Origin of the sequence: Bremerella sp. P1, from assembly GCF_028748185.1 — a bacterium.
GTDB lineage: Bacteria > Planctomycetota > Planctomycetia > Pirellulales > Pirellulaceae > Bremerella.
This window is the reverse complement of record NZ_CP118164.1, coordinates 6540657-6557845: the sequence shown is the minus strand read 5'-3', so window position 1 is coordinate 6557845 and position 17189 is coordinate 6540657. Positions and strand designations below refer to the sequence as shown.

Sequence of the window (17189 nt, the reverse complement as noted above, 5' to 3'; positions counted from 1 at the left end):
ATCGCTGAAGCTATCATGCCGCTGGTCGTCTATCTTTGCGAATATGGGACGATCTATGGTGGCGAGAACTCCATGCTCAGCGGACTTCAGGCTATGCAGCGCCGCGGCTTTGATGTCGCCGTGGCGTGTCCTGCAAAAGGTCCGCTGGCTGGGCAGTTAGCCAAGCTCGATGTACTTGATCTGCCGTTCTTATGGACTGACGGTGAGGGAAAGCGGTTACCGCTGGAGCAACTGCGCAACGATCTCGCCGACATGACGGCGATTTGGAAGGCCGATATCGTCCATGCCAATAGCTTGTCGGTCTCACGGATCCTAGGGCCGGTACAGCGGCCTCACGGGTCCCAGTTTGTCGGCCATCTGCGTGACATCATCAAACTGAATCGTCGCGTCGTCACCGACATCTCGTCGCTGGACGAAATCTATTGTGTTTCGGATGCGACACGATTTTTTCATTTGGATCAAGGACTCGATGCGGCCAAGTCATTGGTCTTGCACAATGGCATCGACCTAAAAGAATTCGCTCCGCTCGATACCAAGGCAGATCGCTCCCCTTTGCAATTGGTCTATGTGGGACAGTTGGTCATGCGAAAGGGCATTGACGTCTTGCTGGAAGGTTTTCGCCTGGCCCTCGATGCCGGAGCAGACGTCACGCTCGATCTCTACGGCGAGTGTCATTCCACCAAAGAAGAAGCGAAGCAGTACCTGGCGGACGCAACACGCTTCGTTGAACGGTTTCAGCTAAATGATCGCGTTCGGTTTCGCGGACGAACGGATCGCGCTCGCCAGATTTTGCAACAGGCGGACATATTGGTCCATGCGGCCCGGCAGGAACCATGGGGACGTGTTTTGCTTGAAGCCGGTGCTTGCGGGCTGCCTATCATCGCGACCGATGTGGGAGGTACCCGCGAAATGTATTCAGGCAAAGAGGCGTGCTTGGTACCTGTCGATGATCCGCCTGCCATTGCCGAAGCGATTGGGAAGCTGTGCGGGTCGCGGGCACTTCGCCAATCGATGGGAACGACCGCAAGGAAACGGATCGAACAATTCGACATTAACGATTATGCGGATAAACTGGCCGAGCGTTATCGAAAAGTGCTACGGGGCACCGTGAATTGATTCAAGAGACAGAAGTGACACGTATTGTGAGCTAGGTTTATGTGACCGGAGCGAATTCGATAGGCGGATTGTGCCCGGTCAGTCATTCTCGTCTGAAGAGCCTTGTCAATTCGCAATGTAGGTCTGCCATGAGCATGTCTTGCCAGGAACTTGCCAGCCGCATCGAACGGATGCAGCCCAATGCCGAACCACGGGATGTTGCCCGGCTTTGTTTGCTGCTTTCGAACTGCGTCGAGAACATTGGAGAACTCGACGACGATAACCTGCTGACGGCTGCATGGAAAGAAATGGGCCTGCGTCTGCAAGCTGCTACTGACCAGCATGCGGCTATGACCGATGAACTGGACGAACTGGCGAACTCAGACCCGCGAAAATTCTCGCCTGAACAGATTTGGGTTTTGATCCGAGCGATCAAGGTCCAAAGCCAGATTCTTCAGATGTACGTCGGGCATCCGCTGATCGACGTCTAAATCCACTCCTACTCGAGCAGTAAGAGTGCGACCTTCAGGTAAATCACAATACCGAAGAGGTCGATCAGCCCGGCCACAAACGGGTTGCTCATCAAAGCCGGATCGAGCCCAATCTTCTTGAACAACAAGGGCAGCATCGAACCGATTAAAGTTCCGGCTATCACCACCAAAACCAGCGTCGCTGGCACCACCAGCGCAGAATAGGGTGTTGGGGATTTAAAGAGTGCCAGTAGCATCCCCATAAATGCCATGATCAATCCTAAGATCAGGCCCATCGCCAATTCGCGGCGCATGATGATCCACCAGTCACGAACGCTGGCTTCTCCCTTGTTCAGGGCCGTAATCACGAGCGTAGCCGACTGGTTGCCTGAATTCCCGCCCGTCGAGATGACCAGTGGAATGAAGATGACCAGCCACGGGATTCGTGCCAGGTCCGCTTCAAACTGTTCTAAGGCGAATGTCGTGAGGAAGGCTCCCACGAACAGCACGGCGAGCCAGACGCCCCGTTTTCGGCTGAGCGTCAGTACAGACGTTCGTAGGTAGGTCTCTTCCAGGGGCTCGACCGCCGCCGCGCGGTAGGCGTCTTCGGCGGCTTCTTCAACGACCACGTCGAGAATATCGTCATGCGTAATAATGCCGACCAGCCGAAGCTCTTCATCGACCACGGGAATCGCGAGAAGGTCATAGTCGGCCATCTTGCGGAGAACGTCTTCCTGGTCGTCCAGCACGTTGGCGTGAATGACCTCGGTCTCCATGATCTCGCTTAAATGCATTTGTGGCTTGCTTAGCGCCGACACAATATCACGCGTCGAAACGACGCCATGCAAACTCCCGAAGTCATCGACGACGTACAAGTAATAGATTGTCTCCAAGTTCTCGGCCTGGTCGGTCAGTTCCCTCAGGGCTTCGCGGGCCGTGAGGTTTTCGCTCAAGCGGGCCATCTCCGTCGTCATGATGGCACCAGCGGTTCCCTCTTCGTAATTCGAAAGACGGAGCACATCGCGGCGATCGTCGACGGAAAAACAAGCCAGGATCTGCTCGGCCGTTTCCTCTTGAACCTCACCCAGGAGGTCGACCTGGTCGTCCGCCGACATTGTGGCAACCACCGGGGCGACCGATTCAGGAGGCCGTGCCTCAAGCATTTCCGCTTGTCGGTGGTGGTCGAAGTACGAGAGGATCTCACCCTGCAAGTTCAGATCGGCATGATCGAGCACTCCCCAGGCCTCTTCTGGGGACAGACCTTCCATGAATTCGGCTGTGCGCGCCGGATGCAGGGCCGTACAGAACTCGCGGAGTCCGTCCGAGTCGTGTTCGACCAGCATCTCGCGAAGTTCCGGCAGGTACAGGGTGTTGATCATGGGTGTCCTTGGATGAATTAGTCAAATTCGCTCAGGAATCACGGGATTCAGGTACTATCTTACTAATCTGAGCGTTTCGTGGGAGGGATGCCTTGGCCGCATAAATCCATCCACTAGAAGAACTTCAGGGCGATTTCCATTAAGGATGTGCAAAGGGGTAGTGGTAAGTGATTGACTTTCCTGCCCCCTGAAAGTAGTCTCTACGTATCAAATATTACCAATAGTTGGGTATTTCCTTCGTTTTGCTGGTAGGGTTTTGGCCACTCCAACGAAACGAAGAAAATATCGAACGTTACAAAATGGATCCGTTCGATATGCTACGAGGTCAAGACTCGCCGGCAACCGGTGAAGATCAACTCTCCCAGTGCGAACTGAAGCTCGGGTACACGTTCAAGAATCGTGAACTTCTGCAGTCTGCCCTGACACACGCGTCAGGAGCCAACCATCGGCTGGGTAGTAACGAGCGACTCGAATTTCTCGGCGACGCCATTCTCGGCAAGTTCGTCTGCGAAACCCTTTTTCGGATGTTTCCGAACTACCTGGAAGGGGATCTTACTCGAATCAAGTCGATTGTTGTCAGCCGTAGCACGTGTGCTCGTTTGAGCGATCAAATGGGGCTCGAGCCGTTTTTGATTTTGGGCAAAGGGATGGCCTCGACGCAGTCTCTCCCCAAGTCGCTACTAGCCGACGTGTTCGAGGCAATCATCGCAGCGATCTACCTGGATGGCGGCGATGAAGCGGTAAACGGCTTTCTGGCGAATGTCCTCGAAGACGAAATCGACCAGGCTTCTGCCGGCGAAGTGGGCAGCAACTATAAGTCGATGCTCCAACAATTCGCCCAACGCGAGTACGGCACGACGCCCACATACGAGCTAGTGGCCGAAAAGGGTCCCGATCACAGCAAGTTCTTCAATGTGGCGGTTGTTCTCCAAGGCAGCCGATACACATCGGCGTGGGGTGCCAACAAGAAGGAAGCCGAACAGCGGGCGGCCAAGAATGCACTTCACGAGATACAAGGGGAAAGTCCTCCCTACACGGAAGACATGGAGCCCAGCTAACTCTGCTTGAGTTCGCTGAGCCCTAACATCTTTCCCGATTGGAAAATCTTTCCGCCATCGCTTAGCGAATGGTGATCGCCTGTTTGAGTGGTTCCAGGATGTTACCAATCACATACTGTTCCAGCAGGCCGACTGCTTGATCGTGCAGACGCTCGAACGCGGTGACGTACGTTTCGCTCTCGTCCAAGCTGCCGAAACGACGAACGGTCAGGTAAACGCTTAGCTGTTCCTCAGGGAACTCGCCGGTGCGGACGTGATAAGCGGAGGTTCGTGTCTCGATGCTGAGTCGGAATTGGGTTCGACATTCGTCGTCGAGACTGCACTGAATTGCTGGCTCGAAACCGATGATTCGGTTATCACTCCCCTGCACCATTCTTTCCAGCGCTGGCGGAAGCCCAAGGGCGTCGGCGACCAGCTGGTTGTGGTTGCCGCTGTAGGTGAAGTCGAAGCCATACATCGCGTTGAGCGACTCGCAGTCCAGCGGACTAATCGAGAGCGCGTATGGGATCTGGTCGAGAACAAACCGGTGCTGCTCGACTGCGTCGTCAAACGAGCTTGGATTGACGTAGCCTGATAGGATTCGTTTGGGTTCAACGGACGTCCAGCGGTAGCTGCCGCCATCTTTATCTTCTTCGAGAACGAACTCGTTGCGATCGCGCGAGTAGAAATTCCGCATCTTGGGATAACGTTTGCGGACCTGCTCGAAAAAGTGAAGAACCGTGTCTCGCCCGCTAGGTAAATCCATCTCCGTATTGAGATTCATGTTGATGTAAAAATCGTCAGTCAGCGAGCGGATATCGACCATCCAATCCTCCTTATGATGTTTGTGCGCGGCGAACCACGGGGCTGGCAGGAGTGGCACAACCCACTTGCAAGTATAGAATGACCGTCACAAAAGTGTCAAAGGTGCCACGCTAGGTGAAGGACACCGCCCGTGACGATTCAATATGCCGTAACTTCTAAAGAAGACAGTCTTTCCCTGAGAACGGTTCAGCTGGAAACGTCTCTGGGCCCCGCGGAAATCAGCTGGATTGGCGAAAAACTGAGCCGATTCGCCTGGGTTGCCAAACGCGATAAGCGAAAGCGATCTCGGCTTCCGGATGATCTGACAGAAGCCCAGCGGGACTTGATCCAAGACGTCGTCGACTATGCTGCTGGCATCCGTATCGATTTTGCGGATGTTCCCACAGACCTGTCGCATGGTACCCCTTTTCAGCAGCGGATTTGGGAGGCCTGCCAGCGTATTCCCTATGGCGAAGTCGTAACCTACGGGGAACTTGCCACGCTTGCTGGTCGCTCTGGCGCAGCCCGAGCAGTTGGAACCGCTATGTCGCAGAATCGCATCCCCGTGATCATCCCCTGTCACCGCGTCATTTCAGCCGGCAACAAGATCGGCGGGTTCACCAGCCCGCAGGGAATCAGCCTGAAAAAGCGACTGCTAGACCTGGAAGCTGGCGGACCCACCGATTTTAAGATGCCGCAGAAAAGTAATTTCCGGAAAATGCCGAAGTAATAAGACCGCAACGACTTAGAAGTCGTGGGAGTTTAGGGCCTGAACAGACATTTTTTCACGATCCTGAACCTAAGTTCCCTGGTGGCGTCTTTACGGGAACCAATCACGTCCCTATAATCCAGGGTCTTGCGTGAGAGAGAATAGCCGATAAGGTAATTCACTTAAACCAATTACTTGTGGGTGTAGCTCAATTGGATAGAGCATCGGTCTACGAAACCGAAGGTTGAAGGTTCGAGCCCTTCCACCCACGCTGAGCGAAAACGCCGCGAATCAGTTTGATTCGCGGCGTTTTTTATGCGCTATCTGTTACGCGAAGTCGTCTCACCAGATCCTCTGTTCTGGGCTGTTTCGGCGCTCGTTTGTGAACAGTATGAACGCAAGTTTTCAGGACGAGATTCGTAGACTGCCGAATTGCGTCGGACTTGATCAAAGTGCCGGCGAGACTAAACCGGATCAAGATGAGGCGTACTTCCCAGGCGTTTGAGAAGGGCTTGAATTGTTGAGAGCTTTTCGCGAGTAGCTTGTTCGCCGATCGATGCAAGTTCCGACGCACTGGTAAACTCAGACATGCTGAATCCACTCGTATCAGGTTCGATTCGCACATCAGCTGGGAGCGAGCCTACCGAATTCATGTTGTAACTCTGTACTGCATAAGCACGCAGTAAAGTCTGTACTGAATTCGGCGGCTTACCCTGGCTCACCGGTGTATCTGGTCGGAGGCCAGCGAATTCCTTGTCGATTTTTGCAAGAACATCAACGGCAATGACGAGGTTACACCCCTGAGACACCAACACATCCGCAGGAACATTGTTCACGCAGCCTCCATCAATCAGTGCCTGACCGTCTCGAAGGATCGGCTTGGACAACAGGGGCAGATTGATGCTATCCAGTATGCCGTGTACAGCGTCGCCGACATTGCGGACAATTACATCGCCACTGACCAGGTCAACAGTCACTGCAGAGGCTGGAACCGGCAGCTGCTCGATGCACAAATCATTTAAGTATTTGCGCAGCATTGGATCAAACTTCCCACGTCGATACTTGTAAGTCAGATACCAGTAACCGCCCCTTGGCAGCATTCGAAATAACCAACCTGGTTGCAAGTCTTCGGTAAATCGATCGACAAGGTAGTCTGGACTATGACCTGCCGCACAAAGCAGTCCGACCATTGCTCCGGCACTCGTGCCTGCAATTCGATCGACGACGACACCTGCCTGTTCAAGTGCACGCAAAACTCCTAGATGGGCCATGCCCAAAGCCGCACCACCGCCGAGCGCCAACCCAACACTGATCCCGCGAAGATGGTGAATTACCCCCTCGACTCCCGGATCAAGCGTGTTTGTCGCGGAGCTAGAGTCGTCCGCTGGGGTCTTTATATCTCTTTGGGCAACAGACGCAATCTCCGGTGCAAATGGAGCCGTAGGGCCGCTACGTAGATTCCAAATGAAGGCAACTTTGTCGCGTACAGCCGGTGAATCGGCCTCGAGTTCCCTCAAACGCTGTATCGCTTCTTGCCAATTACTCTCATCAGCCACCCACAAGATGTGCTGGCTGAGGCCAATAAGACGGGATGCAACGTCGTCGTCAATGGTAGCCTTCAAATCGACGATGATTCGAGCTGGATTTCCCCAACCTCCAATCTGCTCGTGGATTTCTCCTTCGGATATCAAACGCTCATTGTTGTATAGACTGCGTACCTTCGTGCAATCGTCGTAGTTGTGGACCTCGTTGTCACTAAATATGCCAAGCGTCTCACCTGCCTTCGATAGCCTGTTGATGAGCCGCTTGGTTAACGGGCGAGTCTGTTCCGATTGATGGAAAACAACGACGATTGACGTGTCTGAAATCTTTGAATCACCGATCAAGTGTGATCGGATTGAGCCAGCTAATTTTTGATTCCAGTGCGAACGTAGTTCGGGAGATTGTGCTGTTAACTCCAAGGCTTTTTCATAGTCCAGCATGAGAACGGTCGAAGGCTCGACTGCCACGGCCGACATCGGTAAGGGTTCCGACATCGCTGCCCAGATCAGGCCGATAGACTCGCCTCGTTCTGCAAAACGAAACAATCGCTCCACGCCGCCCTAATCGTTGATCACACCTTTGAGCCGACCTCCGACGATGAATCCGACTTCTGCAATTCTTTGATTTGCACGATAGATTATATCCCCTGTCGCGAATCGCTTGACAGAAATACACCCAGAGATTCTCTCAAGGAGTTCATCACTTAGACCATGAAAGTACGAGTGCGACCTCATGTATTTCAAAGTATCGTCGCCATTGGATGTGGGCTTGTCGTTCATTATTTACTCATCCAATAACAAGGAATCTGCAGCATCTTTGTGCGAGGTGGTTGTTGACGGCAATGTCGATACCTGAAATAGCCCACGGAGTTGCTCGCTACGTTGCAATAGGTCCGAATCCACGAGTGTGTCGTAGTCCGAATAACCCTCTTCAGTCACAACGAAATCACTTTTGCGCCAGATTAGCAGTTCTACACGCTGAGCAAGCTGTTCAGGCAATTCGCTTCGTATCTTGGCGACTGCGGATGGTGACAATCCCTCACCGCCAAATACCTCGACCAAAGCTCTCCAGTGATCACCTGTCCAATTGAAGTGCATGCGAATGGGCTCGTTGTTTGTCTCATGCTTGACTGCGATGCGAATCGCCTCTCTGATGCCGGGTAGTTCCCCCGCCCTCTCGGGCGCCGCTGATTGAACATTGCTCCATTCGACTAGCTGAGGGCCATCTCGACCCTGCAGGCTCGCCACATTCATGCTTACAAACAAGTGCAGAGCCGGGTCATTAAATCTCTCTTGCAGAACAGACTCCAAGGCACCGAACTCTTGTTTGGATAGACGACGAATGGAATTGGCGTAGGCAACGATCACGCCTTCATGGTTATTGGAGATTCCGTACTCAATTCGGGTTAGTTCAAACCCTGGTTCATCCTCAAAGAACTCGCGCACGACCTGAGAGGCTAGTGATTCACGGGCTTCAAAGTCGTCAGACATCTCAACCAGGAAATCTCCATCAAGGTTAGGGTGGACCACCTGAAGCGACGCACCGAGGGCGCATACATCGCGAGATCGAATTGTCCGAACGACTAAGTCAACTGGTTCGCCAAGCGCAGACTCAAGACGGTCTTCGATCGCTGTAACCCATCTAGGAGAGATCGTGCTGTGCGACCGTACTGTCGCCAATACTTGTACACCTTTCGACGTACGGCAATGCATGAGTTCCTCTAGGTCTGTTCCATGCTTTAGCGCTAATTCTTCTTCGAGGGTCTTATGAATCCCGCTCTCAAGAGCTCTGTCCTTTGTGATTCGCAGCAAAGAGTTCGTCAAAATCACAACAACGACTACAAACGCAGTCGTCGTCAATCCAATATGGCCGAACACTCGTCTCCGGGAGTACATGCCTTTGCGGGCCAATCCGCCAGCCCAAAACACTGCCAATGCCACTAAAAGAATCGACACGAAATTCGCGAGAAAGAGAAGCATCGCTCCACCGGCGCCTGACCATGCCCCTAACGACAGGCAAAGTCCGCAAGTCGCAAGTGGCGGAACGATCGCAGTCGCAATAGCGACACCAGGAAGCGCCGGGCTCACACGCTCGTCGAGCATCGCATAGGCACCGGCGAAGCCAGCAAACACAGCGACAAGCAGGTCAAGCAGGTTTGGTTGGGTGCGTGCGAGCATTTCCGGTGTGGCATCACCGAAGGAAAGCTGTGGAATCCCGACCAGATATGCGGCCCCCACTGCCAGAGTGATTCCGATTGCTTCACTCCAGAGCGACCAGCCCAACAAGCGTGGATTGCCCCGTAAGATTCCCAATGCTGCCCCGAAAATAGGTGTCATCAGTGGTGACACCAGCATCGCACCAATAATGACAGCTGTACTGTTGGCAATCAACCCAAACGATGCAATCATCGATGCGGTGATTAGCAATACAAAGAATCGTCCACGAGCCTTTGAGCCGTGGGAAACCTCGCGGACAATTTCACGAGTTCGTTCTGCACTGACTTTTGGAAAACGAAACATCGAACACACCCAAGACAGAGAAAAGCAAGATTCCGTCCGAGGCAGCGAGTTTCATCCCTAACCCAATAATACATCACTCCCCTGAGTACTCCTAAAGTTTTTGTCCAGTAAGTACCCAGTGAATGACGGTGCGTCAAAGTGAAATGTCTAGCACCCAGTCCATTGGCGGCACCCATTTAGAAAATCAGGTCGTGCCCGGTAAGTGCGGACTTGAGGGGAGAATGTCGAACTATTCCGCTTTGGCCTCTGCGACGTATCGGATCAAATCGGCCAGTGCTTGCGGGTCCATTACCTTCTCGAATCCTTCCGGCATGAGCGATCGGCTGGTACTGCGTAGTTGTTCAATTTCCTCGCGCAATACCGTCTCCTCTTTGCCGCCTTGGCCGCGTAACGTGACGCTCGTACCACTTTCTGATGCAAGCATTCCTATGAAAGTACGACCATCGTCCGTCATGGCCGCGTACTCGAGAAACTTGTCTTCCACAGCACGATTCGGATCAAGGATCGCTACCCCCAGCGCTTCGGGAGATTTGTTCGTCAGGCCAGCCAGATCAGGCCCCACGAGAAAGCCGTTTCCTTCCAGGCGATGACAGACGCTGCAATGTTTTGCAAATAGCTCGCGTCCCTTGTGGACGTCACCTTTGTTCTTTAGCCACGCGGATTGATAACGCTGCACAACCTCGTTTCGGGATGCCGTCGAACCGTGTGCGAGATGGGTATTGGCAAGCGCGGCGATGTCCTTATTGGGATGCTCCGTCAAGCGTTTTCGTGCGGTCGAGCCAAGATCGGAGGCATGAATTCTTCCCTTCTCTATTTCCGCGAGTAGCATTCTGCACCAAGAGGTGCGGGCCAATACGGCCTCTAACAATTCAGCTCGAACCGCTGGTGTATAACCTGACCAGCCTGCAATCAATTCTTGAGCAACAAGTTCCGAATTGACCTTTGCTAACTCCTGGATTGCTGCAATCTGTAGGCTTGATCGATTCCGCGGTTCAAGCAGCGATGTGACCAACAGGATCTCGTCTTTGGAATTCCCTGCTGCCTGCAGGACCAGGTTGATATCGCTTCTAAGATCTTCGTCGTTCGATTCCAAGCCCTTCAGTCGATCGTGCGCTGCATCCAAGAGAGCCGACACCTTGGCGAGAGTATCGGCACTGAGCGAGTCTTCCCAGGCGACTCCGTTCTTTCGCAAAGCCCCGAGCAACTGTGCGAGTGCTGTTCTTTTCCACACAGGCACCGCCGAAGCGTCCTCCTGCATCAGAGATGCTGCCATCGTTTCCACGATTTCCGGCCGCTTGAATGCCGCGCCGACGCGTAACACTTCGACCAGTGTTTCCGGCGACAGCTCAGTGGACTCGCTGGAAGAAAGAATTATGGAGTAGGCGGAGAGGAAGTTATCCGAGTTCATCGAAGTTAGCGCGGCCGAGACGATCTGCGGCTCATTGTGATATGCTATCGTCAATTGGCCCAGCAACTGTCCTGAAGCTGAACTGTGCCATTGGCCAAGTGAATAGGCGAGTTGAAGAGCTACCAACGGGTCTGGGTCGTCGAGTAGCGCCGCCAACGGCTCATAGAGTGAGGCATCGGTGTCAAGCTTCGATTCAGCCAGTCGAATTGCATGACGTCGTACGCCTGCATGAGGATCGGCAAGTACCGAGGCGACAACATCGCTTGAGAGCGCGTTCAAACCATCCAACGTGCACAGGGCATGCAGGCGTCCGAATGGACTCTCGGACGTTTGTGCCAAATTGGCCAGTGCCGGAATGACATCTCTGGCGTTGCGTTCAATCAATAGGTGCTGCGCCATGTCACGACGCCATCCATTGGGGCTTGCCAACTGCTCGGTCAATTCCATATTGGACAACTTATCGAAGCGAGGAAGTGCTGACGCTGACTCCGTGATTGGCAAGATGCGATAGATGCGACCCTTGTCATGGCCTGCTCGCAAATCGAGTCGCTTTTCTTCCTCATCATCGATCCACTTGGGATGTTCCAGGACCAAACGATACATATCTGCAAACCAGATTGCGCCATTGGGACCTGTGCGAATTGCCGCCGGACGAAACCACGAGTCCGAAGAGGCGACGAATTCGCTGCGCTCCTCGCCCGGTGCACGGCGACCGGCGAAGGTGACTCCCTGCGGAATCAGTTGATGTCGGTGAATCAGGTTATGAACCGGTTCGCTAACCAGCGCGGTGGCGTCGAAGCTTGGGCCAAACCGTTCGTCACGATAGATGCAGATTCCATTGGCGGAGGTAAAGCGACTTGGCTCTCCGGGAGCGGGCGGAAGATATCCAGACCAATGACTCAGAACGCGGCTTCGGGGATAGATCGGCGTATTGTCGACCGAGGCGATACGCTGAATCGGTCTCAGTACGGCAACGCTTGGATTCCGCAGATAGTAATGGTCATCGGTGACAAAGTGGTAGACTGCGTGTGAGTTGTTGCACCCAAACCAGTTTCCCCAATCGTCCCGTGCGCGGCCATATTGGCTTTGCCCGGTCACCGCCTCCATCTCCCCGGTATCGGGGCGAATCCGAAGATCGCGGCCGCTGATGTTGAGTGTCTTTCCCGTTTTCACTGCACGGACGGTTCCCCCGCTATCGCCATTGGCGACGTAGATCCAGTTATCGAGGCCACGCCAAAAGCCGTTGACGCGGTGCTGTTGATTGCCTTCATGAAAGCCGACATACAGCGTCTCGCGTTTGTCCGCGGTGCCATCTCCGTCTGTATCTTCCGCATAGAAGATTTCAGGCGCCGCCGACACGATAATGCCCTTGCCCCAAGCAATCACACCGGTCGGGAAATTCAAACCTTCCAAAAATAGTACCGACTCGTCATAGGTTCCGTCGCCATTAGTGTCTTGCAGGTATCGGACGCGACCTCCCGGCTTACCATCAATGCCCAGAGGGTAGTCGGCCATTTCCACAACCCAGAACTTTCCGTCCGGTCCCCAATCGAACGAAACCGGATCCATTACCAGCGGTTCGGTGGCGACCTGGTCAATCCGAAATCCAGGCTGCACGCGAATTGTGTTGTGCGAAGCAGTGGGTGACTTCGGCTGGGTCTCGATAGGGCGAAGCATGTCCACGAACGACATCCGTTCGACTCCGTCAGGTAGACGCGAAGTGTCCTCGTTCTGAACCCAAATGGAATTGTCGGCAAACCAGGCTCCGTTGTTCTTCCCCAGACGCGAGATCATGGGGATCGCCCCAGCATCATTGCGCAAGCCCGATGAGACCTGGCGTGACCATCCCTTTTCCATGGACTGGAACAGACTCAGCGAATAACGAATCTCGTCAGAGAAGACGACATCGTCGAAGCCATCTTCATCCACATCCACGAATCGCAGCCCGGCGTCTAGTCCGGCGCTAAAAGTAATCTCCGTATCCTCAGGCAACACGAACGGAAGATGCTTCCAGACTCGCTCTTGACGATTCCACTGGAAAATTGCCTGCTTATTGGCCGCTCCGACGATCAATTCGCAGTTCCCGTCATTGTTGAGATCGCGAAGTCGTACGCCTTGATCAATTCCCCCCGCGGCAATTTGTACTGGCTTTCCATCAAGCTCCAAGCCATGCAACAATTCCGGATCTTCTGTCCAGGCATTTTTGCGGAAACGCCAGGCCGAACGAATTGACTCATCGGACGCTAAGGCGATGACCTCGCCGTTCTGAATACCAAACCGGACCCGTTCCTTTCGTGGCGAGCCATCTTCAGCGGTCGTTACCAGCTTTGCGGGAAACTCAACTTCCAACCAACTTCGTTCGACTGGCCGCCAAATTCGAGTCATTTGCAACTGGTCATTGCCAATCACGACGTCCATGTAGCCATCGTCATTCAAATCGAGCAGTCGAACGCCGTTGTCTTCTCCCTTTGCATCTCGCAATGGCTGCCCAGCCAATAGGTGCTCATTCACTCGATCCAGGCACTGCGAGAACTGCAGGAATGCGACCCGATCACCATGCCGGTCAACGGCATGGTTTACGATTTCCACCATTTGCTCCGCACGAATCCAGCCATGCGGATGAAAGACGAACGAAGCCGTTCCTTGCTTTAAGACGGCGGCGTCCATCGATGCTTTCCAATCTTCCACGGTCTTGGGATTGCCAGGTTGCTGCAGATGGAACCCTTGCCAATCGTCAGGAATGGTGCACGGAAATTCCCAAATCTTGCGGCCGATCACGTAGGGATAGGGGTAGTTTTCAACCTTGTTTACAAACGAGGGAAAGGGAATGTACTTGGTAAAACGTCCCTGGCCGTCGGCATCGGTAACTAGGTCTCGTGGAAGCTCCGGATCATCCGCTGTATGTGCGATCACGACCGACGAGTCGATCTGGAGAAAGTTGCCGTCGGCGGTGACGTTGGCCAGAACTTCGGCGATCATCCGTGGACTAGGGGTGTTCTTTGAGTCCATGCAGGGAAAACGAAACGCGACCGGTCGATTATTCGGAATGGAAAACAGCATGTCGACGCAATCTTCGTAGGAGCTCTTTCCTGCTTCAAAGTCCCCTTTCTGAAGACATGGGCAAGGGTGTGTCGCCGTATGAGCATCGAGCGCTACGCCTTCGGCCAACCACTTTTGCAACAGCGGATCGTCCACATCGACCGAGTTCGTCATGATGCTGACACTGGCGGTGCCCTCGATCTCCTTCAGACGTTCGAAGATCGGTCGCAGATACGCTTCATACTTCGCCGTGTCGCGCAAATCGTCGATCGCCAGGACGACCACCCCTTCTACGCCCTCTTCCCCGATCCATTGCGGGGTCGTCAACTTGGGAAAGTCGCGGCCGACATAGTAGGGATCGCAGAATTCGTCGAGGTAGGTTAGGCGATTCGCGTCACCGGCAATGGACTGGCCACAAGCCAAGAATAGAAAGAACGCAGCGAATAAATGAAATCGCAACATGGCGGAAGGTCTTTTGAGTGGAGTCATTTGGCGGGAAGCGCCGTCTAGACATATGACGACATATGAAAGTCGCTTCAGCCTGACCACGCTTGGAGTGGGGAGGCGAACTTTCGCGTACAGCGATGGTCCATTCGTCGTTCCCAGTTTCAATTAAAAGGAGACGCCGTTGGCTTGTCCATCGGAAAATTCTGGGAAGGTCGGATTCAACGCCTCCCCCCTCATATGCCTAGAATCGACAATTGACCTTATGGGGAAATACGCGAAGGGAATGACGCGGAATTCTTTAAAATGCTTCCATGTTGCGCCACAATTGCTAATAGATAATCTTGCCTGCCAACTCTCCTCCTCCCTGCAGAAACGCTCATGAACCGCCCAATTGACCGTCGCTCGTTTCTCGGCGCTACGCTCGGCAGTAGCGTTGCTTGGGGAATTGCTGCAAGTACTGCTCCGTTGTTCGCTTCATCTACTTCGCCGGAATTCAAGGCTGGACAAGGTATCGTCGATACTACCGTTCCTAATGGCGTTGAATTGGGAGGCTTCCATCGACCGCCGGATAACCCACGTGTTGCAACAGGCGTTCGTCAGTCGACCGCGTCTCGGGCGATCGCATTGCGCTGTGGCGAGGTCGAAGTCGCTCTCGTTTCGCTCGACGCTCTGGCCGTCTCCTCGGATTTCACCCGAAAGGTACAAGCTCGCGTACAGCGCCAACTCGGCATACCTGCGAATAATGTCCACATCACGGCGACGCACACGCACTCGACTCCGTCATTCATTCATCTGCGGCAGTGGGGTAAGATCCCAGAAGCTTACATGGCCAAGACGATCGATGCGGTCGTACGTTCGATTGAATTAGCCCACGCCGATCTCGCTCCGGCGGAGCTGTATCTAGGAAAGGCTCAAGCTAAAGGGGCGAACTTCAATCGAACCACACCAAATTATCGGACCGATCTTGAGTTCGATCAGAATGCAACGGACGACGAGCGTTGGGTCGACACGCTCTTGCAAACTCTACGTTTTCAGCGGACAGGCGGAAAGCCAGATATCGTCTGGTACCACTTTTCTTCGCATCCAGTCTGCTACACCGACACCCTTTCCGGGCCAGACTGGGTAGGCATGGTCGTGAACATGGTGAAGGATTCCGAAGGAGTTGAGCCGGGCTTCTGGCAAGGGCATGCTGGTGACGTGAACCCTGGCGATGGCAAACGATGGATTGGTGCCCCCGATCAGTCGGCGAACGCCGTTTATGCTGCCTTCAAAGACTCGCTCAGCTCGGCGGTCTCTGTCCCTGTCCGAGAAATTCGGCCGGTCAGCGGCGAGGTCCTCCTACCGTATGATCACCAGCGAGTCGCTCAAGATGTCGAGGCATACCGCACCAAACCGGATGCTTGCAGCAGTGGAATTTGGGTTGATCCAACGTTCGCCGCTGATTGGTACCACGCCGCAAAAGATTGGAGCACCGAACCCAAGGGGCTCGCCGCACCGATGTCCGCTATTTCCCTTGGCCCAATCGGCATGCTATTTCAGCCGACCGAACTTTATAGCTATTACGGGATCGAAATTCGCAAGACATCGCCGTTTGAGCATACGTTTGTCGTAGGCTACTCGGACGATGAAGTCGGCTACGTGACCGATCCTAACGCGTACAAACAGCATGACTACGCAGCGATCGTGGGTCCCAAGATCCTTGATCGCCCCTACTTTCTGCCCACCACGGGTCGCCAATTGACGAAAGCGGCAAAAACGATGCTGGCCAGCCTGACGTAGTCAACGGCGCGAAAGACACTAGCCAGCCGTTGCCGTGATCTAGGCGACTTCCCGGGCAACCTACTTGGTCGACTGGGAGATCATCTTTGCTTTTGTGGCCGACCAGTCGCTCTTGGGCTTCGCTTCCCAGAGGCTCAAATTCTTGAAGGACGCGGACTGGCCGCCAACCGTCAGGCCGAAGTTGGTTTTGTCGACGTCGATCGCTTCGTGGGAACCATAGGCAACCTGTTTCCCATCCAGACGAGCCAGGAACTCAGGCCCGTTGGACTCGACGACCAAGGTGTGCCATTGGCCGGGCGTAATCTTCGTTTTGACGGTCTGAAGTAGTTTGGCTTTGTCTGGTCCGGCGTGGTCGTGATCGTCCTTGCGAGCAGAAAAACCTCTTTCATTGATAATGACTCGCGAGTTGTGCCCCTTGGCGTCGTTGATGCTCAATGTCGTTCCCTTGGTGCCATCCAGTTTGAAGGAATACTGAATCACGCAATTGCGAACGGGTCGATTCACGCGAATGACCGCACCATGATTGTCTTCCTTAAGCTCCGCTCCCTGCGTCGCGCCGTCGACGCTTTCCCATTTTCCCTTGGCGATTCGCCAAGCCTTGCTGGGCCCAGTTTCAAAGGAGTCGCTCAGCAGAAGCTTGCCACGCTCGCACATGAGAGTATCGAGCGGACTGGCTGAAGAATCCGCGTCCTCTGCCATTGCTGTAAACGCCAGCAAAACGGTACTCAACCCAATAGAAAACGCGATCGATCGAAACATGATGGCCATCCAGAATCAAATTGGGGACATGAAATGGGCAAAACTTCTTTCGATCAACGTACTCCGTCCCGAGGTCCGGCTCAATAGTTCCGGTTCCATTTCCGCAGATGGTCGGGTTAACAAATGACGACGAGAGTAAGAGCCCCGTGTTTGTGCTTTTCTAACAAAGCTCGGGGTAATCTCAGATGTAAGATCGCGTCTC

At 53.9% G+C, this 17189-nt stretch carries 11 protein-coding genes and 1 tRNA gene; 6 read left to right on the top strand and 6 right to left on the bottom strand.

The features are described from left to right. Positions 1-15: 15 nt before the first annotated feature. Both PSR63_RS26470 and PSR63_RS26465 read left to right on the top strand, forming a co-directional pair. Positions 16-1116, top strand: coding sequence for a glycosyltransferase family 4 protein (locus PSR63_RS26470; RefSeq protein ID WP_274329104.1), 1101 nt, complete (start codon positions 16-18; stop codon positions 1114-1116). Positions 1117-1244: 128 nt separating this feature from the next. Next, on the top strand, positions 1245-1586 hold the full coding sequence (locus tag PSR63_RS26465) for a hypothetical protein (protein ID WP_274329102.1): 342 nt from the start codon (positions 1245-1247) through the stop codon (positions 1584-1586). An 8-nt stretch (positions 1587-1594) separates the two neighbouring features. On the opposite strand, the gene mgtE is transcribed toward PSR63_RS26465, so the two are convergent. After that, the gene (mgtE, locus tag PSR63_RS26460; RefSeq protein ID WP_274329100.1) at positions 1595-2944 is read right to left on the bottom strand and encodes a magnesium transporter; all 1350 of its coding nucleotides are present in this window, start codon (positions 2942-2944) and stop codon (positions 1595-1597) included. 314 nt (positions 2945-3258) lie between these two features. Here mgtE and rnc point away from each other — a divergent pair, with 314 nt between their 5' ends. Beyond that, on the top strand, positions 3259-4002 hold the full coding sequence (rnc, locus tag PSR63_RS26455) for a ribonuclease III (protein WP_274329098.1): 744 nt from the start codon (positions 3259-3261) through the stop codon (positions 4000-4002). Positions 4003-4063: 61 nt separating this feature from the next. Here the strand turns inward: rnc and PSR63_RS26450 are convergent, their stop codons facing one another. After that, complete coding sequence (locus PSR63_RS26450; protein WP_274329096.1) at positions 4064-4807, bottom strand: hypothetical protein; 744 nt, start codon at positions 4805-4807, stop codon at positions 4064-4066. Positions 4808-4936: 129 nt separating this feature from the next. Here PSR63_RS26450 and PSR63_RS26445 point away from each other — a divergent pair, with 129 nt between their 5' ends. Together PSR63_RS26445 and PSR63_RS26440 are read left to right on the top strand one after the other, a co-directional pair. Continuing rightward, positions 4937-5515, top strand: a complete 579-nt coding sequence (locus PSR63_RS26445) for a methylated-DNA--[protein]-cysteine S-methyltransferase (protein ID WP_274329094.1) — start codon at positions 4937-4939, stop codon at positions 5513-5515. Positions 5516-5691: 176 nt separating this feature from the next. Further along, positions 5692-5765 (top strand) — tRNA-Arg (locus tag PSR63_RS26440). Between the two features lie 193 nt (positions 5766-5958). On the opposite strand, the gene PSR63_RS26435 is transcribed toward PSR63_RS26440, so the two are convergent. The 3 genes from PSR63_RS26435 to PSR63_RS26425 all read right to left on the bottom strand — a co-directional run bounded on the left by PSR63_RS26435 (position 5959) and on the right by PSR63_RS26425 (position 14464). Then, positions 5959-7590 (bottom strand): patatin-like phospholipase family protein, encoded by a 1632-nt coding sequence (locus tag PSR63_RS26435; RefSeq protein WP_274329092.1) that lies wholly within the window; start codon positions 7588-7590, stop codon positions 5959-5961. A gap of 228 nt (positions 7591-7818) precedes the next feature. Continuing rightward, positions 7819-9555, bottom strand: a complete 1737-nt coding sequence (locus tag PSR63_RS26430) for a DUF389 domain-containing protein (RefSeq protein WP_274329090.1) — start codon at positions 9553-9555, stop codon at positions 7819-7821. Between the two features lie 229 nt (positions 9556-9784). Then, complete coding sequence (locus PSR63_RS26425) at positions 9785-14464, bottom strand: PVC-type heme-binding CxxCH protein (protein WP_274329088.1); 4680 nt, start codon at positions 14462-14464, stop codon at positions 9785-9787. Positions 14465-14827: 363 nt separating this feature from the next. Between PSR63_RS26425 and PSR63_RS26420 the strand changes: the two genes are divergently transcribed. Beyond that, positions 14828-16228: a neutral/alkaline non-lysosomal ceramidase N-terminal domain-containing protein gene (locus PSR63_RS26420; RefSeq protein ID WP_274329087.1), complete on the top strand. Its 1401-nt coding sequence runs from the start codon at positions 14828-14830 to the stop codon at positions 16226-16228. A gap of 60 nt (positions 16229-16288) precedes the next feature. Here the strand turns inward: PSR63_RS26420 and PSR63_RS26415 are convergent, their stop codons facing one another. After that, positions 16289-16987 (bottom strand): family 16 glycoside hydrolase, encoded by a 699-nt coding sequence (locus PSR63_RS26415; protein ID WP_274329086.1) that lies wholly within the window; start codon positions 16985-16987, stop codon positions 16289-16291. Between the last annotated feature and the right edge of the window lie 202 nt (positions 16988-17189).